At 57.0% G+C, this 18,260-nt stretch carries 15 protein-coding genes; 11 read left to right on the top strand and 4 right to left on the bottom strand.

The genetic code is table 11. The features are described from left to right. Positions 1 to 337 precede the first annotated feature (337 nt). Positions 338 to 1,552, top strand: coding sequence for a Cdc6/Cdc18 family protein (locus P0648_RS18305; protein ID WP_277506306.1), 1,215 nt, complete (start codon positions 338 to 340; stop codon positions 1,550 to 1,552). Positions 1,553 to 2,679: 1,127 nt separating this feature from the next. Here P0648_RS18305 and P0648_RS18300 read toward each other — a convergent pair. Beyond that, entirely contained in the window at positions 2,680 to 3,156 is a 477-nt protein-coding gene (locus P0648_RS18300; RefSeq protein WP_277506305.1) for an Lrp/AsnC family transcriptional regulator, read from the bottom strand. Between the two features lie 309 nt (positions 3,157 to 3,465). Between P0648_RS18300 and P0648_RS18295 the strand changes: the two genes are divergently transcribed. Together P0648_RS18295 and P0648_RS18290 are read left to right on the top strand one after the other, a co-directional pair. Then, positions 3,466 to 3,894 carry an NAD-binding protein gene (locus P0648_RS18295; RefSeq protein WP_277506303.1) on the top strand — a complete coding sequence of 143 codons (429 nt, stop codon included), beginning with the start codon at positions 3,466 to 3,468 and terminating at the stop codon, positions 3,892 to 3,894. Continuing rightward, positions 3,891 to 6,068, top strand: coding sequence for an amino acid permease (locus P0648_RS18290; RefSeq protein ID WP_277506302.1), 2,178 nt, complete (start codon positions 3,891 to 3,893; stop codon positions 6,066 to 6,068). The genes P0648_RS18295 and P0648_RS18290 overlap by 4 nt, the downstream gene beginning before the upstream one ends. An 88-nt stretch (positions 6,069 to 6,156) precedes the next feature. On the opposite strand, the gene P0648_RS18285 is transcribed toward P0648_RS18290, so the two are convergent. Then, complete coding sequence (locus P0648_RS18285) at positions 6,157 to 6,510, bottom strand: MarR family transcriptional regulator (RefSeq protein ID WP_277506460.1); 354 nt, start codon at positions 6,508 to 6,510, stop codon at positions 6,157 to 6,159. A gap of 350 nt (positions 6,511 to 6,860) precedes the next feature. Here P0648_RS18285 and P0648_RS18280 point away from each other — a divergent pair, with 350 nt between their 5' ends. From P0648_RS18280 to P0648_RS18265, 4 genes are all read left to right on the top strand, one after another. Continuing rightward, positions 6,861 to 8,006, top strand: a complete 1,146-nt coding sequence (locus P0648_RS18280; protein WP_277506300.1) for a Fic family protein — start codon at positions 6,861 to 6,863, stop codon at positions 8,004 to 8,006. A gap of 354 nt (positions 8,007 to 8,360) precedes the next feature. Continuing rightward, positions 8,361 to 8,750: an IS200/IS605 family transposase gene (tnpA, locus tag P0648_RS18275; protein WP_277506299.1), complete on the top strand. Its 390-nt coding sequence runs from the start codon at positions 8,361 to 8,363 to the stop codon at positions 8,748 to 8,750. Then, positions 8,747 to 9,979 (top strand): transposase, encoded by a 1,233-nt coding sequence (locus tag P0648_RS18270; RefSeq protein ID WP_277506298.1) that lies wholly within the window; start codon positions 8,747 to 8,749, stop codon positions 9,977 to 9,979. Before tnpA ends, P0648_RS18270 begins: the two co-directional genes overlap by 4 nt. Positions 9,980 to 10,076: 97 nt before the next feature. Beyond that, on the top strand, positions 10,077 to 10,316 hold the full coding sequence (locus P0648_RS18265) for a hypothetical protein (protein WP_277506297.1): 240 nt from the start codon (positions 10,077 to 10,079) through the stop codon (positions 10,314 to 10,316). A 187-nt stretch (positions 10,317 to 10,503) separates the two neighbouring features. Here P0648_RS18265 and P0648_RS18260 read toward each other — a convergent pair whose 3' ends face one another. After that, positions 10,504 to 11,757 (bottom strand): inorganic phosphate transporter, encoded by a 1,254-nt coding sequence (locus P0648_RS18260; RefSeq protein ID WP_277506296.1) that lies wholly within the window; start codon positions 11,755 to 11,757, stop codon positions 10,504 to 10,506. 207 nt (positions 11,758 to 11,964) lie between these two features. Here P0648_RS18260 and P0648_RS18255 point away from each other — a divergent pair, with 207 nt between their 5' ends. From P0648_RS18255 to P0648_RS18245, 3 genes are all read left to right on the top strand, one after another. Then, the gene (locus tag P0648_RS18255) at positions 11,965 to 13,899 is read left to right on the top strand and encodes an aconitate hydratase (protein WP_277506295.1); all 1,935 of its coding nucleotides are present in this window, start codon (positions 11,965 to 11,967) and stop codon (positions 13,897 to 13,899) included. A 213-nt stretch (positions 13,900 to 14,112) separates the two neighbouring features. Continuing rightward, positions 14,113 to 14,541, top strand: coding sequence for a hypothetical protein (locus tag P0648_RS18250; protein WP_277506294.1), 429 nt, complete (start codon positions 14,113 to 14,115; stop codon positions 14,539 to 14,541). A gap of 167 nt (positions 14,542 to 14,708) precedes the next feature. Continuing rightward, positions 14,709 to 15,041 carry a hypothetical protein gene (locus tag P0648_RS18245; protein WP_277506293.1) on the top strand — a complete coding sequence of 111 codons (333 nt, stop codon included), beginning with the start codon at positions 14,709 to 14,711 and terminating at the stop codon, positions 15,039 to 15,041. Between the two features lie 256 nt (positions 15,042 to 15,297). Here the strand turns inward: P0648_RS18245 and P0648_RS18240 are convergent, their stop codons facing one another. Further along, a complete protein-coding gene (locus tag P0648_RS18240; RefSeq protein ID WP_277506292.1) occupies positions 15,298 to 16,548 on the bottom strand; it encodes a magnesium transporter in 1,251 nt (416 codons plus the stop codon). A gap of 1,089 nt (positions 16,549 to 17,637) precedes the next feature. On the opposite strand from P0648_RS18240, the gene P0648_RS18235 reads away from it, so the two are divergent. Then, entirely contained in the window at positions 17,638 to 18,246 is a 609-nt protein-coding gene (locus P0648_RS18235) for a hypothetical protein (RefSeq protein ID WP_277506290.1), read from the top strand. The last annotated feature ends 14 nt before the right edge of the window (positions 18,247 to 18,260 follow it).

The raw sequence follows: 18,260 nt of genomic DNA, 5'->3' as shown, positions 1-18,260 counted from the left end.
GGGTAGCTTTCGTCTGTTCACAGGAAGTAGGCGTCGTCTCTGTGTAGAATTCTACCAAGTGAGGATCTTACCAGTCCATCAACGGCAAACCGAGAGCAGTTTGGGTTGGGGTGAGGGGGTAGGTTTCGTCTGTTCCTGAAGGAACCGGCTCCCCACCAAAAGCAGGAATGAGGGAGAGTACATTTCGTTTGTTCCCGCTCGGCTTCAGTAGATAGACGCCCTATAGGGCCAGAATTCAATTAGTGGTATAACAAACGAAACAGACGAAACACACTACTTTAACGAAACAGAAAACCTCTAGTTTTATCAATGGGTGGTGAGTGCGTATGAATATCATATGCCATCCGACGCGTCGAACCCGTTCAATGAGGTGACTCACACACTTTTTTCTCGCAAGGAAGTTTTGAAGGAGGACTATCAGCCAGACCAAATCCTTGAACGGGACCAGGAGATAGCCGCCTACCGTGATGCACTCTCTGACGTGCTATTTGGCAGGTCACCGCCGAACATTTTCGTCTACGGGAAAACAGGGGTTGGAAAGACGGTTGTGACGCGCTACATCCTTGACGCACTCGAAGAGGAAGCAGAGTCGCGAGAAAGTGCCGACGACCTCACCGTCCTGTTCGGAAATTGTACTAACGAGAGTACGTACAGCATTCTCCGTCGGCACATCAATCAGCTCAAAGCACCTACGGAGAAACCCTTCCCAAAACGTGGCCTTTCGACGCGCGACGCGCTCGACGCATTCTACGAACACCTCGACGACCACGGTGGATCCTTTCTGCTTGTCCTCGATGAAATCGACCACCTGAAAGACTTGGATAACCTCCTGTACGAACTCCCACGAGCCAGGTCGAATGGCCACATCACCAACGCCCGTGTCGGAATAATCGGCATCAGCAATGACTACACGTTCAGGAATCGCCTCTCTGCAAAGGTCAAAAGTTCACTCCGTGAAGAGGAGATTTCGTTCACCCCATACGATGCGAACCAATTGCGAACCATTCTGGAACACCGCGCAGCACTCGCGTTTGTCGATGGAGCGTGTGATGAATCAGCCCTTTCGCTGAGTGCGGGACTCGCAGCGCGAGACTCAGGCAACGCCCGACAAGCCCTTGACCTCCTCCTCACTGGAGGTGTCCTAGCCGAACGTGCAGAGGATGAAGTTGTTCGTGACACGCACATCGAAGCCGCCTCGAAAGAGGTCGAACGTGGCCACCTCAAAAACAAAATCCAAGACCAAACCATCCACACCCAGTACGTGCTCGAAGCAGTGGCCCGTCTCGACGTCATCGAGGATCTTCCTGCGCGGTCAAAGACCATTCAATCGACTTACGAAGACGTTGCGAATCATTGGGGAGATAGTCCACTCCAATCTCTCAAGAGCGTTCAGAACCACCTCTCTGAGCTGTCGATGCTTGGGTTCCTTACGATGAACGATAGAAATAGTGGACGATCAGGGGGTCGATTCTACGAATACGACCTCGATTTTGATGCCGAGACAGTCTTCGAAGTTCGCCAGGAACTTGAACAAAAGCGTTCGCTCGAATGAGCGCCCTGAACAGACGAAAGCTACCCTCCTTGACAACCCATTCACGCGAAAAACTGCCCGTACAAGGATTGTATCCTCTGTGAACAGACGAAATCTACCCCCTCCCATGCCAGTATCCGATTTGGAGTCGTCTTCACCAAGAACAGACGAAATGTACTCTCCCCCTTTCCAGGGTTTGATGGTAGCCTTCTTCAGGAACAGACGAAACCCACCCCCTTCGAATACCATCTCCCGTGAAATTCTACAGCGAGACGGCGTCTATCCACCGGAAACAGACGAAACCTACCCTCTCCGAAAGCCCCTCTCCATGAAATTCTGTACAGAGACGGGTTCTATCTCTTGAGAACAGACGAAATGTACTCTCCCTCGCTCCAGAATTTGATGGGTGGGTTGCTCTCCTCTGGAACAGACGAAAGTTACCCTCCTCGACAATCAAATTCCCTGAAAATTTACAGTGAGACGGCGTCTATCCACCGAGAACAGACGAAACCTACCCCCTCCGTTAAGCTCTTTCCCGCGAAAATTTGTACAGAGACGGGTGTTGTCTCTTGAGAACAGACGAAATGTACTCTCCCCCTTTCCAGGGTTTGATGGTAGCCTTCTTCAGGAACAGACGAAACCCACCCCCTTCGAATACCATCTCCCGTGAAATTCTACAGCGAGACGGCGTCTATCCACCGGAAACAGACGAAACCTACCCCCTGACTACATCGTTCAAGCTACTCGCAGGCTCACACGCGTCCGACCATACACGTCGCAAAACACATGAACAGGAAGACTGGAACTCCGCGACTATGCACTCTAAGCGTTTTCCACTGGGCGTGACATCGACTCGATCTCGCGTATTTCGGGCGTTTTCTTCACTTTGGCCTATGTTTCGCGCCACACATCTTCACCGAAAAGGTTGTTGCGGTCGAACAGCTCCCGTGCTTCCGAGGTGATTCGATAAAACTTGTAGGGAAGGTCTCGGCGCCGTTCATCTTTGGGAAACGTCGAACGTGACGGCGTTAGTCTGGACGGATTGGAATCAGCACTCACTGAGGACGACGCCGAATGAGCAACCTTGTCTCTATAAACAGAACTCGGAGCGGGTCCACAACCTACCCCGTATTCCCCGACTCGTGTGCCTACGAGTCGTCCTCTTGGTCCAAAAATCCGTGATAGGGGCAGACGAACTCGTCGCGGATGAGCTGTTCGTCGACGATGTGCAAGCCGATGGCGTCGAGTTCCTTGCTGATTCGATTGAGGTCGTCGTGGTCTTTCCCGATGGCGTTTACGTAGACGTTCCGTTCGCCGGTCATTATCTCCCGGACGGCTGTCACACCGTGGATGTCACGGGCACGGTTTGCGAGTTCCTCTCGCTCCGGGACGGGTGCGGTGCAGATCATCTTCGTATAGAGGGGGTAGCCTGCGAGGTCGTAGTCGATGTCGATGTGGTAGCCACGCACGATGCCGCTCGTCTCGAGTTTATTGAGGCGGGTTCGCACCGTACTCGGTGAGAGTCCCAGTTTCTCTGCGATATCGTTTGACGACGTTCCTCGGGCGTCCTGCTGGAGATAATAGAGGATGTGTTTATCTACAGAATCTAATTCGCCATCCTTCATCTGTTACCTATTGTGGTGTCCGGTCCGATTTATAGTCTTGTTCTCCCCCCGGTCGAAGGCGGGGGCGACAACGCGGCGTTGGAACCTCATCTCTGAGCCAGCGCACACTTCACTCAATTCTCTGTGCCGCACTGACTGCTACTCCGGCGAGTACTGTCCCTTATACAATCACCACTTGGTTAATGACGAATAAGGGATAAAGAGGATAAATTTTGACGAACCGTCAAAGAAATGCGCTAGTTTAAGCTGTTCCGTCAGCAAGAGCCTTGTAGATACACACTGCAACGACACCGACTCCTCCACCACACAATGCACATGACGTCGAACCCACCGGTCAAAACCGACCAGCCGAACTACGGTGCAAAGAACGCATACTACATTCTGGGTGACACACACCTCAGCGTCGCTGTCGCCCACCGCCTCAGTGCAGACGGCCATTCAGTCTGCATCGTGACTGAAGCGGATACCCGGTCTGAACTGCCCGGCGTCCGCGGTAATCCAGCAGATCTTCGAACCCTCGAAGCGGCTGGCGTCGCCGACGCATCGACAGTCATCGTCGCGACGGGCACCGACCGGCAGAACTTGCTCATCGCACAGCTCGTCCGGGCTCGATTCGGGGCTCGTCGCGTAATCGCCCTCGTGAACGAGCCAGACCGCATCCCGCTGTTCGTAGACGCGGGGCACGAACCGCTCTGTGTGACGACGGCGCTGGCTGATGCAATCGGTGAGGTCGTATGAAGGAACTCGAACGCGGCCTAGGCCTCCCGTCGGTCCTCGCGATCAGTATCGGCGCGATGATCGGCAGTGGAATCTTCATCTTACCAGCGCTCGCACTCGAAATCGCCGGGCCAGCAGTGATTCTCGCCTACGCGCTCGCCGGATTGCTCGTCGTCCCGGCGGCCCTTTCGAAATCCGAGATGGCGACCGCAATGCCCCAGGCGGGCGGGACGTACATCTACATCGAGCGCGGCATGGGTCCGCTACTCGGGACCATCGCAGGCATTGGCACGTGGTTTTCGCTCTCGTTCAAAGGCGCGCTCGCGCTCGTCGGCGGCGTCCCGTACTTGCTGTTGCTGTTCGACCTTCCACTGAAACCGGTCGCGCTTGGACTCGCCACGGTGTTGATACTCATCAACGTCGTCGGGGCGAAACAGACGGGTCGGCTCCAGGTCGCCATCGTCGTCGTCATGCTGGCTGCCCTCGGCTGGTTCGCTGCTGGCAGTGCACCCAGCGTCGAGTCGGCCAACTACGTCGGCTTCTTCGACGCAGGCGTCGGCGGACTGCTGGCTGCGACCGGCCTCGTGTTCGTCTCGTATGCCGGCGTCACGAAGGTCGCAAGCGTCGCCGAAGAAGTCGAAAACCCGGGCCGAAACATCCCGCTCGGAATCCTCGTCTCACTCGCGTTTACGACCGTCCTGTACGTTGGTATTGTCGCGGTTTTAGTCGGCGTCACCGACCCGGGAAGCGTCGCTGGCTCGCTTACGCCGGTCGCGATTGCCGCCGAGTCGACGCTCGGGCAGTTCGGTGTCATCATCGTCATCCTCGCAGCCATCCTCGCGCTCATCTCGACGGCCAATGCGGGTATCCTCTCCTCGTCGCGCTATCCGTTTGCCATGAGCCGCGATAAGCTCGCGCCACCCTCGCTCTCGTCGGTGAGCGAGCGGTTCGGAACGCCCGTCACCTCGATTACGCTCACCGGTGCGGTGTTACTGGTGTTGATCGCGTTCGTCCCGATTCTCGATATCGCCAAACTCGCGAGCGCCTTCCAGATCATGGTGTTCGGTCTCATCAACCTGGCCGTCGTCGCCTTCCGCGAAGGTAGCACGGACTACGACCCCGAGTTCACCTCGCCGCTGTACCCCTGGGTGCAAGTGTTCGGTGCCGTCACCGGCGTGCTCTTGCTCACGCAGATGGGCACGATTGCCCTCGTCGGGGCCGTCGTCATCATCGTCGGGAGTATTGGTTGGTACCTGTTCTACGTCCGGCCACGGGTGAGCCGGGAAGGAGCCGCGACGGATGCGGTCCGCCGACGGGTTGGCAGAGACGTGCTCACGGAGACTGAATCCATGCGGGGCGATGGTCCCCGCGAAGTGCTCGTCGCACTCACCAAGAACCTCGACGAAAGCCGAGAACGCTCGCTGGTTGCCATCGCCGCAGACCTCGTCCGTCCAGACGATGGCCGCGTGGTCGTCGTTCGGTTCGAGGAAGTTCCCGACCAGGCACCGCTCACCGACGACATGACCGTCCAGTCCGCAGCAGACCTCTCGTACGAAAGCCGAATCGAGTCGCTCTCGACGGAATTAGCTGTGGCTATTGAGGCAGATGAAGTCGTCAGCCACGACACCAAACACGCCGTCGTCAACTTCGCCGCTAATCGGGGCGTGGACACGATTGTGGCCGAACACGAGCCGCTTCGGCTCCGGTCTCGGCTGTTCGGCGACCCCATCGACTGGGTCGTGCGCCACGCTCCCTGTGACGTGCTCCTCGTGGACAATCTCGGCTACGACCGTCCGGAGTATGTCGCGCTGTCCGGAGACCGCGGACCGTACCCGCCGCTGGCTGTCAACACCGCCGAAGCCATCGCAACAGCGAACGAGGGAGATATCTCGCTCTGGTATCCCACGGACCAGAAGGGCACAGACCAGTACCGGCGTACCATCGATGACTACCAGGCCGAACTCTCTGCGATGCTTTCGGTTCCCGTCACCGTGGAATCGCTCCGCGTCGATGGCGGCCAACCATCGCGCCCCGATGTCGTCGTGCGTCGTGGCACGGACGAGAAACTTCAGAACATCTTGTTCGCCAGTTCCCCGACGTTCCCATCGCCAGGCTGCACGACGATTACGGTCTATCCACACAAATCACGTCGGCCACGATTCAGCAGTCGGCTTCTCGAACGGCTCACCTTCTAACTCAAATTCTATATTCTGAATGTGGTGTCAACAACTGATGGCTGCATAGTCGTACGGGTGTCCTTTCCGACTCGTCCGTATTTTCGCTTCATTCGCTTGGGTGTGGCGTCTTCGGGGCCGTCGAGTCCCACTCGTCGGCGTTGATGCCACCGTCGTTCTCGTTCAGTCGCTCGCTCATGATGTGGACGTCGTATGCATCGACGAGCCGAGATTCGTCGGGTGTAATCGCCCAATATTCTCCCCGGTGGCGAACGAGACTGCGTGCATTCAGCCTCGACAGGGCGGTTCCGACTGTGTTCGGGTTCTCGCCGATAGCACTGGCAATCTCAGACCGGGTGAATGCCTGGTCGCGGTGTGTGTACAGAAATCTAACCACCTGCTCGGGGACCGTTGGCCCCTGTGGAAGGTCTCCGGATTCGAAGTCGTCGATGCTCACGGGCAGGGGCTGAAATTAGTGTACTGGTGTAATTAGAGTACTGCTGTACCACGGGGGTTCAGCTACGAGGAGTTGAGTGCGAACTGAATCGGTTTTGCTCCAGTCGTATGCTATTCGGATACCGTCGCGTAGGCAACCGCCAGAAAGCCTGTTCAATAAAGCAAAGAACCCGTTACTCTGCAGCCTTGGCCCTCTTAGCGCACTCGCTTATATATTCGCTATACGTAGCCATCGTTTCGGCGCCCGCACGTATACTATTCTCACGTATCGTTTCACCCCCGCACTCACACCGTTCATTCGTATACTCACTATAAAAACAACTATACCAACAGGGCGAGAAGAGTGTGCTAAGTGAAATGCCCACGAAGGAGCTTCCAGAAAGTGCACCAGGAAAGTACGTCCCCTCCCACCCCTACCCGTACTATTCCCCAGAGTCGCTTCCTGTAGAGCCGAAGCTCGAACTCACAGAACAGACACACGATCTGGTGGCTGATGCGGCGTATCAAATCGGTCGCGTTGACGGTATCAGCTCGACAGTTGACTTCTCCGCAGTTCTCTACACCTCTCTCATTCGCATCGAAGCTGTCGAATCCGCACGAATCGAAGGGGCAGAGGTCGCGTATCAAGACGTCGAGGCGTATCATACCAGACACGCCGCAGACGAGACTGATCCCAGAATCGAGAAGGACCTGCAAGAGGCGCTCAACTACGAGACTGCGCTCACGTTCGGACTCGAACAAATCGAGAGTGGAGCGTCAATAACCCTCTCGCTCATCAAAGAACTCCATTCGATGCTGCTCGAGAATGTTCGAAACGAGGATGACGTCGTCGGCGAGTTCCGCGACCATATGGTTCATCTAGCAAGTCCACAGCCAGGCCAGCGTCCGTTCGTCCCACCGACGCCCGAGGCGCTCGATGGGCTAATGCAGTCACTCGCGTCGTACATCCAGCTGGGCGGGCAGTATCATCCACTCGTCGATGCCGCTATCATCCACTACTTTTTCGAGACCGTACATCCATTCTCCGACGGAAACGGTCGCCTTGGGCGCCTTCTCATCATCCTCTTCTTAGCGAGTAAGGGTTACCTCGAAAGTCCCTACATCTACCCGAGTGCGTATTTCAACCGGCACAAAGTCGAGTACGTCGAACGGATGCGTGCGGTGAGTGAGGAAGGTGCGTGGGACGAGTGGCTCACGTTCTTCCTCGAAGGCCTCCGAAGCCAAGCGGCGACGTCCTACGACCGGACACACCAGCTTCGAGAGCTCCAAACGCGCTACGAACAGGAGTACCCAGGCGCTACGAGCACGGACCGATTCGCTCGGCAGTTGCTCCAATACCCCTACTTCACCACACTCGACCTCGTAGAGTATCTCGACGTTTCACGCCGGACCGCCTACAAGGTCGTCGACGATCTCGAAGCGGATGGGCTCGTAGCAGAAGTGACCGGCAAAGAACGCGGCAAAGAGTACAAAGCAGTCGACGTGTTCGAGATTCTCGAATGAACCTCCATCGAAAGTGAATCACGGTTCGAACAGGCGAGATTCGGTCAGCCGCAACATCCTTGCAGTTGGATACTGGAAAACCGTCCAGAGATTTCTGATCAGTCTGGGGAAGACGTTCGTGTACGGCCCGTTGAACGGACTTACCCTCATCCTCGATATTGACAGGACTGCCAGGAGTCGTGTCCCGATCGACCTTTTCGCCGCGAAGATGATATGTAATCGAGCGCATACCCGCGTCTTTAGGCGCGGGTCGAGCGGACAATAGCGTACAGAAACACGGACTATGGCTTGTTGGGTTTCCCACCGCCAAAATCAAAGTTTTGATATATTTTGACCCCATAGTGTGCAATACAGATGAAGACCACACGGCACGCCACTTACAACCTCAACTACCACATAGTGTGGTTACCCAAGTATCGACAGTCGGTACTGGATAACGAGGTAGGCAACTGTGTGCGAGACATTCTCCATGAAATCGCTGACGACAAAGGTCTCGAAATCATCGACTTATCAGTCCAATCAGACCACATCCATCTGTTCGTCAGTAGTCCACCGAAGCACGCCCCGTCACTTCTCGCCAACTGGTTCAAAGGGATTAGCTCGCGGAAATACAACCACCGCTACGCTGACCACGATGGAGAGAAAATCAAGTGGGCACGCGGGTACTACGCAGGAACAGCCGGACACGTCTCCAGCGAGACTGTCAAAGATTACATCCAGCGTCATGAGGAGGACGAACAGTGACTGAACTCACCGAGACGCTGGAACTCAAGCTTGTCAATCCGAGCGCTCACAAGCATCGAAAACTCTGTGAGACAAAACAAGCATATCAACAGGCTCTCAAAGAAGCGTTCACCGCCAACTGCACTACACAGTCAGCAACGAACGATATTGTCGTCAACTACGACTTGAGCGGGTACGCGAAGAACGCGCTCAAACAGTATGTCCCACAACTCTGTGGTGGAAGCTACGACGCAAAAGAGCTTCACGACGATCACCCTGTTCGATTTACGAACGAAGGGCCGAAGCTCGACCACAAGCCCGAGAACGCAATCGAGTGGTACGTCAAGATTCCACACCACAACGACTACCACCTGTGGATTCCTGCTCAAATCAATCCTGAGCAACGAGGGTGGTTGGAAGCGTTGTATTCGGGAGATGCGACGATGAGGGAGTGTCGGCTGTTCGACCGCGACGGCAAGTGGTACTTCCACGTCGTTGTGAAGGTGGACGTTGAAGAACGAGAGACCAGTTCGGTGGAGACGCCGATTGGCGTAGATATTGGGGAAGCTTCTTTGTTAACGGTGTGTCACCGTGACGAGCGAGGCTCCCCGACTGCACCAAAACTCTGGAACGACGAAGCCAAGAAAGTCAAACAACTCCGTAAAACGTACTTCTCTGCCTCGAAACGACTTCAGGAACGAGGGAGTGAGAAGATTCTCACTTCTTATGGAGACAAACTCTGGCGTCAGATTGACCAGATTCTTCACACAGTCACGTCGGAAGTCGTTTCCTACGCCGACCAGTTCGAGAATCCAGTACTGGTTCTTGAAGACTTGACTCACATCCGTGAGAATATGGACTACGGTTCGTTCATGAATCGGCGGCTCCACGGGTGGGCCTTCTCGAAGATGCACGCGCAGATTCGTTACAAGGCTCTTGAGAAGGGGATTCGAGTCGAAACTGTAAATCCCGCGTACACTTCGAAAACGTGCCACTGTTGTGGTGAACAGGGCCATCGTCCGAAGCAGGCGACGTTCAAGTGTACGAACGTGGATTGTGGTGTTTCAGAGTATCAAGCAGACATTAACGCCTCGCTCAATATTGCAGACCGCTACCTCAGCGGAGAGAGCCATTCAAGAGAACACACGGATGGCGATGATTCGGTTGAGGATGGGGGGCAGTTGACCGCTCCACAAGACACCCAAACCGATGCTAACAAGCAAGAGACGTTTGGGACTACTGCGTCTTGAAACCTTAGGGCTACGAATAGCCTGAAATCCGATGGTCGGATTCCCGCGTCTTCAGGCGCGGGAGGAGGTCAAAACCCGTGGAGAGCTTTATCTACGTATGTCGCGATACGTGGCTTCCTTCGAGATTAACTCACAAACCGATTCGTACGCCGCTCGGCGCATCCTAGGGCGAGTATACGATACGATTCGAGAAGAGTCATCGAGCGGCCGGGAGGACTCTGACGACACAATCGAACTCCTCGAATCGTTCGAAACGCTTCGAGATGCTGCGAAACGTCCCACCACAGGCAAACTGACGATCACCTACGAACAATACGACGACGAATTCGAGAACTGAGCTCGCAGAGCAACCGTCGCGATCGGCCCGACTTCACTGCTGGGTGCACACGTGTCGACGTGTCGTCTTGACTGGACGAATTCGACTGACGCTCTTCTCTCAATATGTCGATTGTGTCTTCGTTTTGTGTTTGCTGTTCGCGGGTGACGGATACTGATGGTGACTGGGTACTGAACTCAGGATACACCTACAGTACCACGGCGAAGAGGAGATACGAGCCGACGACCGAGAGCGCGGGTGCGAGGATCCAGAGGATAACGATTCGGCGTGTGGCGGCCGGGTCAAACAAGCTCTCTGCGCTGAGTTCGTCGATGTGTTCCTCCCCGATCGGGGGAACCGCTGTGTCTCTGCCCCGTCGCCCGGTCCGCTCGCCAGCCGTACTGCTCGCCAGCTCGCCGATGGTCGGGACCGTCGGTCTGTCATCCGACCCCGTAGACGCCGCGAGCGCACCCGTGGTGAGGCCCGCAGCCAACTCACGCTCGGTCCGTCGGGTGGCGATCTCCGCGAGCGTGACGGCACGACTCGCTCGTCCCCAGCCGAGTCCGATGATACAGCAGGTCGTGCTCACCGCGAGACTTGCCGGGATACCGAGATACGAGAGGACGGTGATGATGGTCGCTCCGATGCTCGAGACGACGAGTGCGGCCAGGATGGGCAGGTCGGTGATTCCATCACTGACCGTCGCGAGCGTCCGTCGGGCGATCGTGAACCCACCGAGGCCGATGGCGGCGACGGCGAGCACGATGCCTTGCTCGATGGTAATCGACCCGTTCCCGACGAGCGGCGCGACCGCATTCGCGGCGTTCGACGCCCCTGCACTGAACCCCATGTAACACGCAATTGCAATGACCAGAAACGAGCCGGCAAGGTCGCGGGGGGCTGCGTTCGTATTGAGGCGGAGGCGCGGAACACTGCCTGAGCGATCGAGTTGGACGAGGTGCCGCTCGAAGCGCGTGAACGACATATAGGCCGCTAACTGGGGGTACAGATATCGGCCGACGATGGCCCCAGCCCCGAATCCGAGCAGTGGCGCAACAATCCACGCGGAGACGATCGTGAACATCAACGCCTCGTTTAGCGAGTCCGTTGCCAGACCGAGCCCGACGATTGCACCCACGGCAGTCATCGACGTCGAGGCGGGAACCCCGTAGAGATTCGAGAGCAAGAGTGCCAGACCGGTGAAGAACAGCACACCGACAGTCGCCGTCGGCGAGAACTGCACCGCGGGGATGATGCCGTCACTCATGGTGTCGATGACGTTCCGACCGACCGTCCACGCACCCAGAAACGCGAAGAGCGTGAACAGGGCTGCGGCAGTGGCCTTTCTGACGAGGCGACTCCCGACAGCTGGTCCGAACGCAACACCGGTCGACGACCCACCAATGTTAAACCCGACGAAGGCAGCCACGAGCAACCCCACGACAACGAGTGTAGATACCATATTCAAGCGGTCCTTGTTCCAATAGTTCGGTCCGAGGACGTAATGCCGTGTCCCTCTTGGATGGGCAATGGATGTCGGCCGGCTCTCCCCGACACGTGACTCCCGGTGAACGAATGTCGGAGTGTCCTCTCGTATCTTCTTGTTCGTGTGAGCTATGGTCGATGGGCGAGCGAAGAACAAAGAGGGCAAGCGACGTATCTCTACCCTATGCCTGGAACTGTCACGGAGAAACTCATCGAAGACCACCTCGTCGACGGCCTGATGGAACCGGGCGAAGAAATCGCACTGGACATCGATCAGACGTTGACCCAGGACGCCACCGGGACGATGGTCATGCTCGAACTCGAAGCCATGGACGTCGATCACCTCGAAACCGAGCTCTCTGCACAGTACGTAGACCACAATCTCATCCAAGAGGACAACAAGAACCCCGATGACCACCTGTTCCTGAAGAGTGCGTGCGAGAAGTGGGGAATCTGGTATTCACCCGCTGGCAACGGTGTCTCCCACCCCGTCCACCAGGAGCGGTTCGGCGTCCCGGGGAAGACGCTGCTCGGCTCGGACTCGCACACCCCGGCCGCGGGTGCGATGGGCATGTTGGCTATGGGAGCCGGCGGTCTCGACGTCGCGATGGCGATGGCAGGCGAGCCATACCGCGTGAACATGCCCGAGGTGTGGGGTGTCGAGTTGCGCGGCGAGCTCCCCGCGTGGTGTAGCGCCAAGGACGTCATCCTCGAGATGCTGCGTCGCCACGACGTCGACGGCGGCGTCGGGCGCGTTATCGAATACCACGGACCAGGACTGGCCTCCCTGACCGCGATGGATCGCCATGTGATTGCCAACATGGGCACAGAACTGGGTGCGACGAGTACCGTGTTCCCGGCCGACGACGCCGTCAAGCAGTTCCTCGCCCAGCAACACCGCGCGGCTGAGTTCAAACCGCTCCACGCCGACGACGACGTCGAATACCACGTGACGGAGACGATTCGACTCGACGAAATCGAACCCATGATCGCCAAGCCCTCCAGCCCCGGCAACGTCGTCCCGGTGGCGGACGTACAAGGCAAGGAAATCTACCAGGCCTACATCGGCTCCAGCGCGAATCCAGGGCTTCGAGATTTCGCGGTTCCGGCGATGATCGTCGATGGACAGCGAGTCCCACCCGAGATTAGCTTCGACGTGAACCCCACCTCCCGGCAAATGCTCCAGAACCTGACCGACATGGGATATCTCGGCAAGCTGTACGCGAGCGGCGCGCGCGTCCACCAGGCCGGGTGCAACGGCTGTATCGGGATGGGCCAGGCACCGGCCACCGGCCGGAACAGTTTGCGAACGGTTCCGCGAAACTTCCCCGGGCGATCCGGCACGCGTGAGGACAGCGTCTTCCTCTGTAGCCCGGAGACCGCCGCCGCCAGTGCGCTGACCGGCGAGATCACGGACCCGCGAACCCTCGAGGAAACTCACGGAATAACGTACCCCGACTGGACCGAACCAGAACAGATAATCGTAGACGAGTCGGCGCTGAGTCCACCTCCCGAGACACTTGGCGGCGAGTTGGAGAAAGGACCGAACGTAAAATCCCTTCCGACGTTCGAGCGCGTCCCGAATGCGATTACTGGTCCGGTGTTGATGAAGGTCGGCGACGACATCTCGACCGACGAGATCATGCCCGCTGGCTCGGAGGTGCTTCCCTACCGGTCTAACATCCCGAAGATTAGCGAGTGGGTGTTCGACCAGATCGAGCAGGGCTTCTACGAGAGAGCCAGCAAACAGGGTGCGCCGTGGTTGGTCGTTGGCGGGTCGAACTACGGGCAAGGGAGTTCGCGCGAGCACGCTGCGCTGGCGCCCTACCACCTGGGGATGCGAGCCGCACTGGCGGTCAGCTATGCGCGCATCCACTGGCAGAATCTCGTGAACTTCGGCATTGTGCCGCTCGAGTTCATAGATCGGAACGACTACGATGCCATCGACCAGGGCGACACCCTCGAACTGCCGGCCGTTCGCAAGGAGCTACAGAACGGTCGCACGGTCACCGTGCGCAACGCCACGCAAGATACGACGTTCTCGGTCGAGCACAGGTTGAACCCGCGACAGGTCGAAATCGTGCTGCGGGGCGGATTGATCGAGGACTACAAGAACTAAATCTGGCTATGACGATTCCTCTGAGCCGCGTGAGCGAGACTCGATCACCACAAGTGGGAAGAAGGCATCAGTCAGTCACGAACAGTCCATCAGCGACACTGGCGATACGGAAGTTCGACCGGAGATGCAGTGGGTGTTTCAGGGACGAAACCACCGTCGTCCATCGACCGCAGGCATACGAACGTTGATTCGTTTGGCTGGTCTCTAGTGACTATGGCTGAGTTTCCTGACGAGCGACAACTCGTACTACGGGCGCGCGCCCAGTTAGACCAGTGGACAAAAAGTGCCCGGATGGAGGCGTACACCGAACTGTTCGAAGGCGGCGATCCCATCCTCTCTCCCAAAGAGATACAACTGCTCGATGCGCTCGACTCCGAACTGGAACGAGAGGGCGGCGATGGTGTCTGGGGAACCGATCAGTACGGGATTCACACAGCGGGAACCTCGAGTTCGGATACCTCACTCGGCGTCGTCTGTGTGTATCACCCACAGATTAGCAAAGACTCCGTCCTTCGTGGCGGAGATGGTCTCGACGATGAGACCGAAGAGCGACTCAACGCTGCACTTTGGAGATACAGTGAACGGGTTGCGACGCTCATCGCAGCGGAACTCGACGAGTTCATCCGTAAGACCCAGGGGTAAGTCCTGGTCAGGTCCGCTTTCGGATGCTCGTACGCGTCAATTTCATCCGACGGGGAAATCGCACCATCGACGGCGCAGCGGAAAACCATTCTTGGCTCTATCTATCCGAGACGTTCACCCCGACGAGCGTCCACACAGTTATCCGAACCGGACGCCTATTTCTATGGATGCCAGACGACAATCGGGGCCGTCACCTGAAACAAGCCGGCGAACAGCGACAACAGCCAGATCGGACGCGAGAGGAGGTGCGTGACCGCGCCCATGAAGACCGAGCGATGGGCGGCGACCCTGGTGGGCGGCTTGGCATCCTCGATGAGGTACTCGATGCCCAGAACTATCCAATCACGACGGATGAATTGGTCGAGGCCTATGGCGACTACGAGATCGAAACCCAAGGCGGGACGGAATCCCTCGAAGAAGTGTTTGCTCCAACCAAAAACCAAACGTACGACTCCGCCGATGACGTTCGAAGCCGGATACTCGGACTGATACATCGATAAACTCAGAGTCTCGATACTGGGAATGAACCCCATCGACATTTGACTTTCTCGTGACAGTACTTCCTCCTTCTGCGCCCACCACTCCGCTTCGAGTGGGTGCGTATGCTGGTCCACCTTTCAGGATGGTTTCACGCCTCCAAGGAAGGCCCTCGAGACGGATCGTCCGTGTCGGTTCCTTTGTGGCATATAATACTCGTCGACAATCGAATTGAGTAGTGACATGAACTGGCGACGCTCGTATCCGACCCATCCCTGATCAGAGGAGCACGACCTGCGCTAGCCCAAGAAAGATAAAGAACCCGAGGACGTCAGTCGCGGTCGTGATGAAGATGGTCGCCGACGTGGCCGGATCGTAGCCAAGCCGATCCAGTACGAGCGGAACGAGTGCGCCGAAGAACCCGGCGATGACGAGATTCAGCACCATCGCGGTGCCGATGACCAGCCCCAACAACGGGCTCTGGTTGAACAGGGTGGCGATGGCGGCCACGATAATACCGGTGATCACACCGTTTGCACCCCCTGCAAGCACCTCGTTGCCGATGGCACGTCTCCCTGTTCGAAGCGAAATCTGCTCCAGTGCGATGCCGCGGACCGTCACTGCCATCGACTGCGTGCCGGCGTTCCCACCCATTCCTGCGACGACCGGCATGTAGATTACCAGTAACGTCAACGCCGCGATTGTGCCCTCGAACAGTCCAACAGTCGCCGCAGCGAGAAAGGCGGTCCCAAGGTTGATGATGAGCCACTTGTATCGCCGTCGAACCTTCTCGAGGGCGCCATCGAGAACGCTCTCTTGCTCGTCGACACCGGTGAACTCATAGAGCGTCTGGCCGGCTTCTTCCTCGATGGCCCGCAAGAGATCGTCCGCGTAGATAACTCCGAGAATACTATCGTCTTCGTCGAGTACGACGATTTTACTCTGAGGGTTGGCCCTGAACACCTCGATAACCTCCGAATCGGGCTGTTCGTATCGAACCGTGGGGGTGGGGCGAAGATACTCGGTGATGACCGCCGACCCATGGCCAGCCAGGGCCAGGGTATGACCAGGTAACTCTCCCAATACCTCGTCGTGATCGATAACGAAGATAGTAGGAAACCGCCCAGTTCGGGCCTCGTGACGTCGGACGAGCCGTGCCACCTCCTCGAGTCCTTGTTCCTTGTCGACGGTGACGTAGTTGAGGTCCATCATACCGGCGGCACTGTCCGGGCTGAACTTCAGGAGGAACTCGATCCGCTCTCGTCGATCCGCATCGAGCTGACTGAGCACGGCCTCCTGCGTGTCTCCGTCGAGCAAACCGATCACGTCGGTCGCATCGTCGGGGTCGAGTCGGCGGACGAATCGCCGTACTTCCTGTCGATCCATACCGTTGAGCACGTCTCGCTGGATCGACTCTGGTAGCTGGAAAAACACCACCCGTTGGCGTGACCACGGCAATGTCTGAAACTCTGCCTCCGGTGTCTCCGAAATGGCTATCTGCTGTTGGACGCCGATCGTAGATTCTTGCATACAGTTACCACATTACATGCTGCATGATTCCCGAGAGCAGACACGATATAGCGTGTTTTGAGAGGCTCAATCGCATATCTACACTACTGCCCGGAGATAGATACGTTATCGGTCCCGGTCATCGTCATAGACTGACCGCGCTCCCCAACCGTACCGATACCCCACCGTGACCGATGAAGACACCCATCGGTCCGTGAAGACCATGGTGGTGTCGTTGAGATGGTAGTCAAGAGTGGGGAATTTGTCGACTCGTACGTGTCACCACCGAAACAGACCGAGTTCTTCGTGATGGAACTGAGGTGGGAGGATGAGTATTGAGTTTCAGAAAGTCAAGCAAAAAGCCCCCCATTCTTTAGGGCGAGGAAGATCTCATGATTCTTCTCGCTTTCTCTAGACAGTGGCCGCGGCAGTAATCACCGCCTGGTTCGCTCATGCTCGGGTGCGAGATTTAAGAATACGTCTTCTTCGGCCCCCCCACTCCGGACAGGTGTGCACAAAGTGGAGACCGTCCTCATCGTGCTTTTCGATCCGCCACTCCGACTGGGCACGGGCTTCGCTTTCACACGTTTAACAGCGTTTTGGATGAGCCTGGAGATATGTATTCATCTTGCGGTAGCGAGGAAACCCCGTCCTTTAGGGCGGGCGAGGATGTCACGAAATCGATGAATGACTTCGTTCCATGATGGTGTTCCCGCATTGTCTCTTGGGTACGGTGGCCACGCTAGTCGTGTCCAACTCCTGATTGGGCGGTTGGTCACGGACGCACAGTCGATTAGCGTTGCTGACCTCCTCGAATAGGACTCGATATCGATTCCTTGGCAGCACCGAGTTACTGGCCGAAATTCGAGGTCTGGACATCTCTTGATGCATACCTGCTCAGGAGTGCAGCCAATGTGTCGTCCTGTGCGTACGGACGACAGGGTAAACCGTCTCCCAGACGTATATCACGCGGTAGCCGTATGGCCGAATCGGTGACAGCGTTCGTCGATGGAGTCTATGTCAGCCAGACGGATGTGGATCACCCGATTGAACGGACCTCAGGTCGACCCGCCTTCAGCTCGCTGTGTCCGGTACGCCAGACCATTAATCATGGCTAAACACACAAAGAAAACGATAGAAACGCGAACGATCGACGGCGTCGAAGCACTGGTCAACGTAGATCCCGAAGAGATATTCATCGATCTCCCCGCGTCGAATCCACGGTATATCCGTGTTCAGGAAGGCGATCGTATCCAAGAAGGCGACGTCGGTACTCAGTCAACTGCTGAGATGGCTGGGCCACTACTCACACACTGGGTCATCGAATCAATCACCGAAGAGACCGTACTCGGGAGGGATACCGAGACCAACGAGACACGGGAATGGAATCGCGAACAGCTGATCCAGCGCCTTGGGACCGGCGAATTCAGCGCAGAGCTTGCGACGTTCGACCGGGTAAGCGTCACCGAACTCGAAGAGTGGCGCGGGAGGCACACTTCCGAAAGTGCTGAAGAGGAAAAGCCGTATGTGGTCGTCATTGCGTACGGCAACAATGGTGAGAAGTTCACACAATTATACGCGGCAACCGAAGCCGGTAACTGGGATTCGGTAGAAGTCGTACAACAGGATTCACACGTCCAGGCGTTCAGCGACGAGCTACGGACACGCTTCGACGACGCCGTCCGAGAGGCGTTCGAGGTCGAACAACGGTATCGCTAGATTCGAATTTGGTG

This window comes from Haladaptatus sp. DYSN1 (assembly GCF_029489995.1).
Classification (GTDB): Archaea; Halobacteriota; Halobacteria; order Halobacteriales; family Halococcaceae; genus QDMS2.
This window is presented reverse-complemented; position numbering and strand designations above follow the sequence as displayed.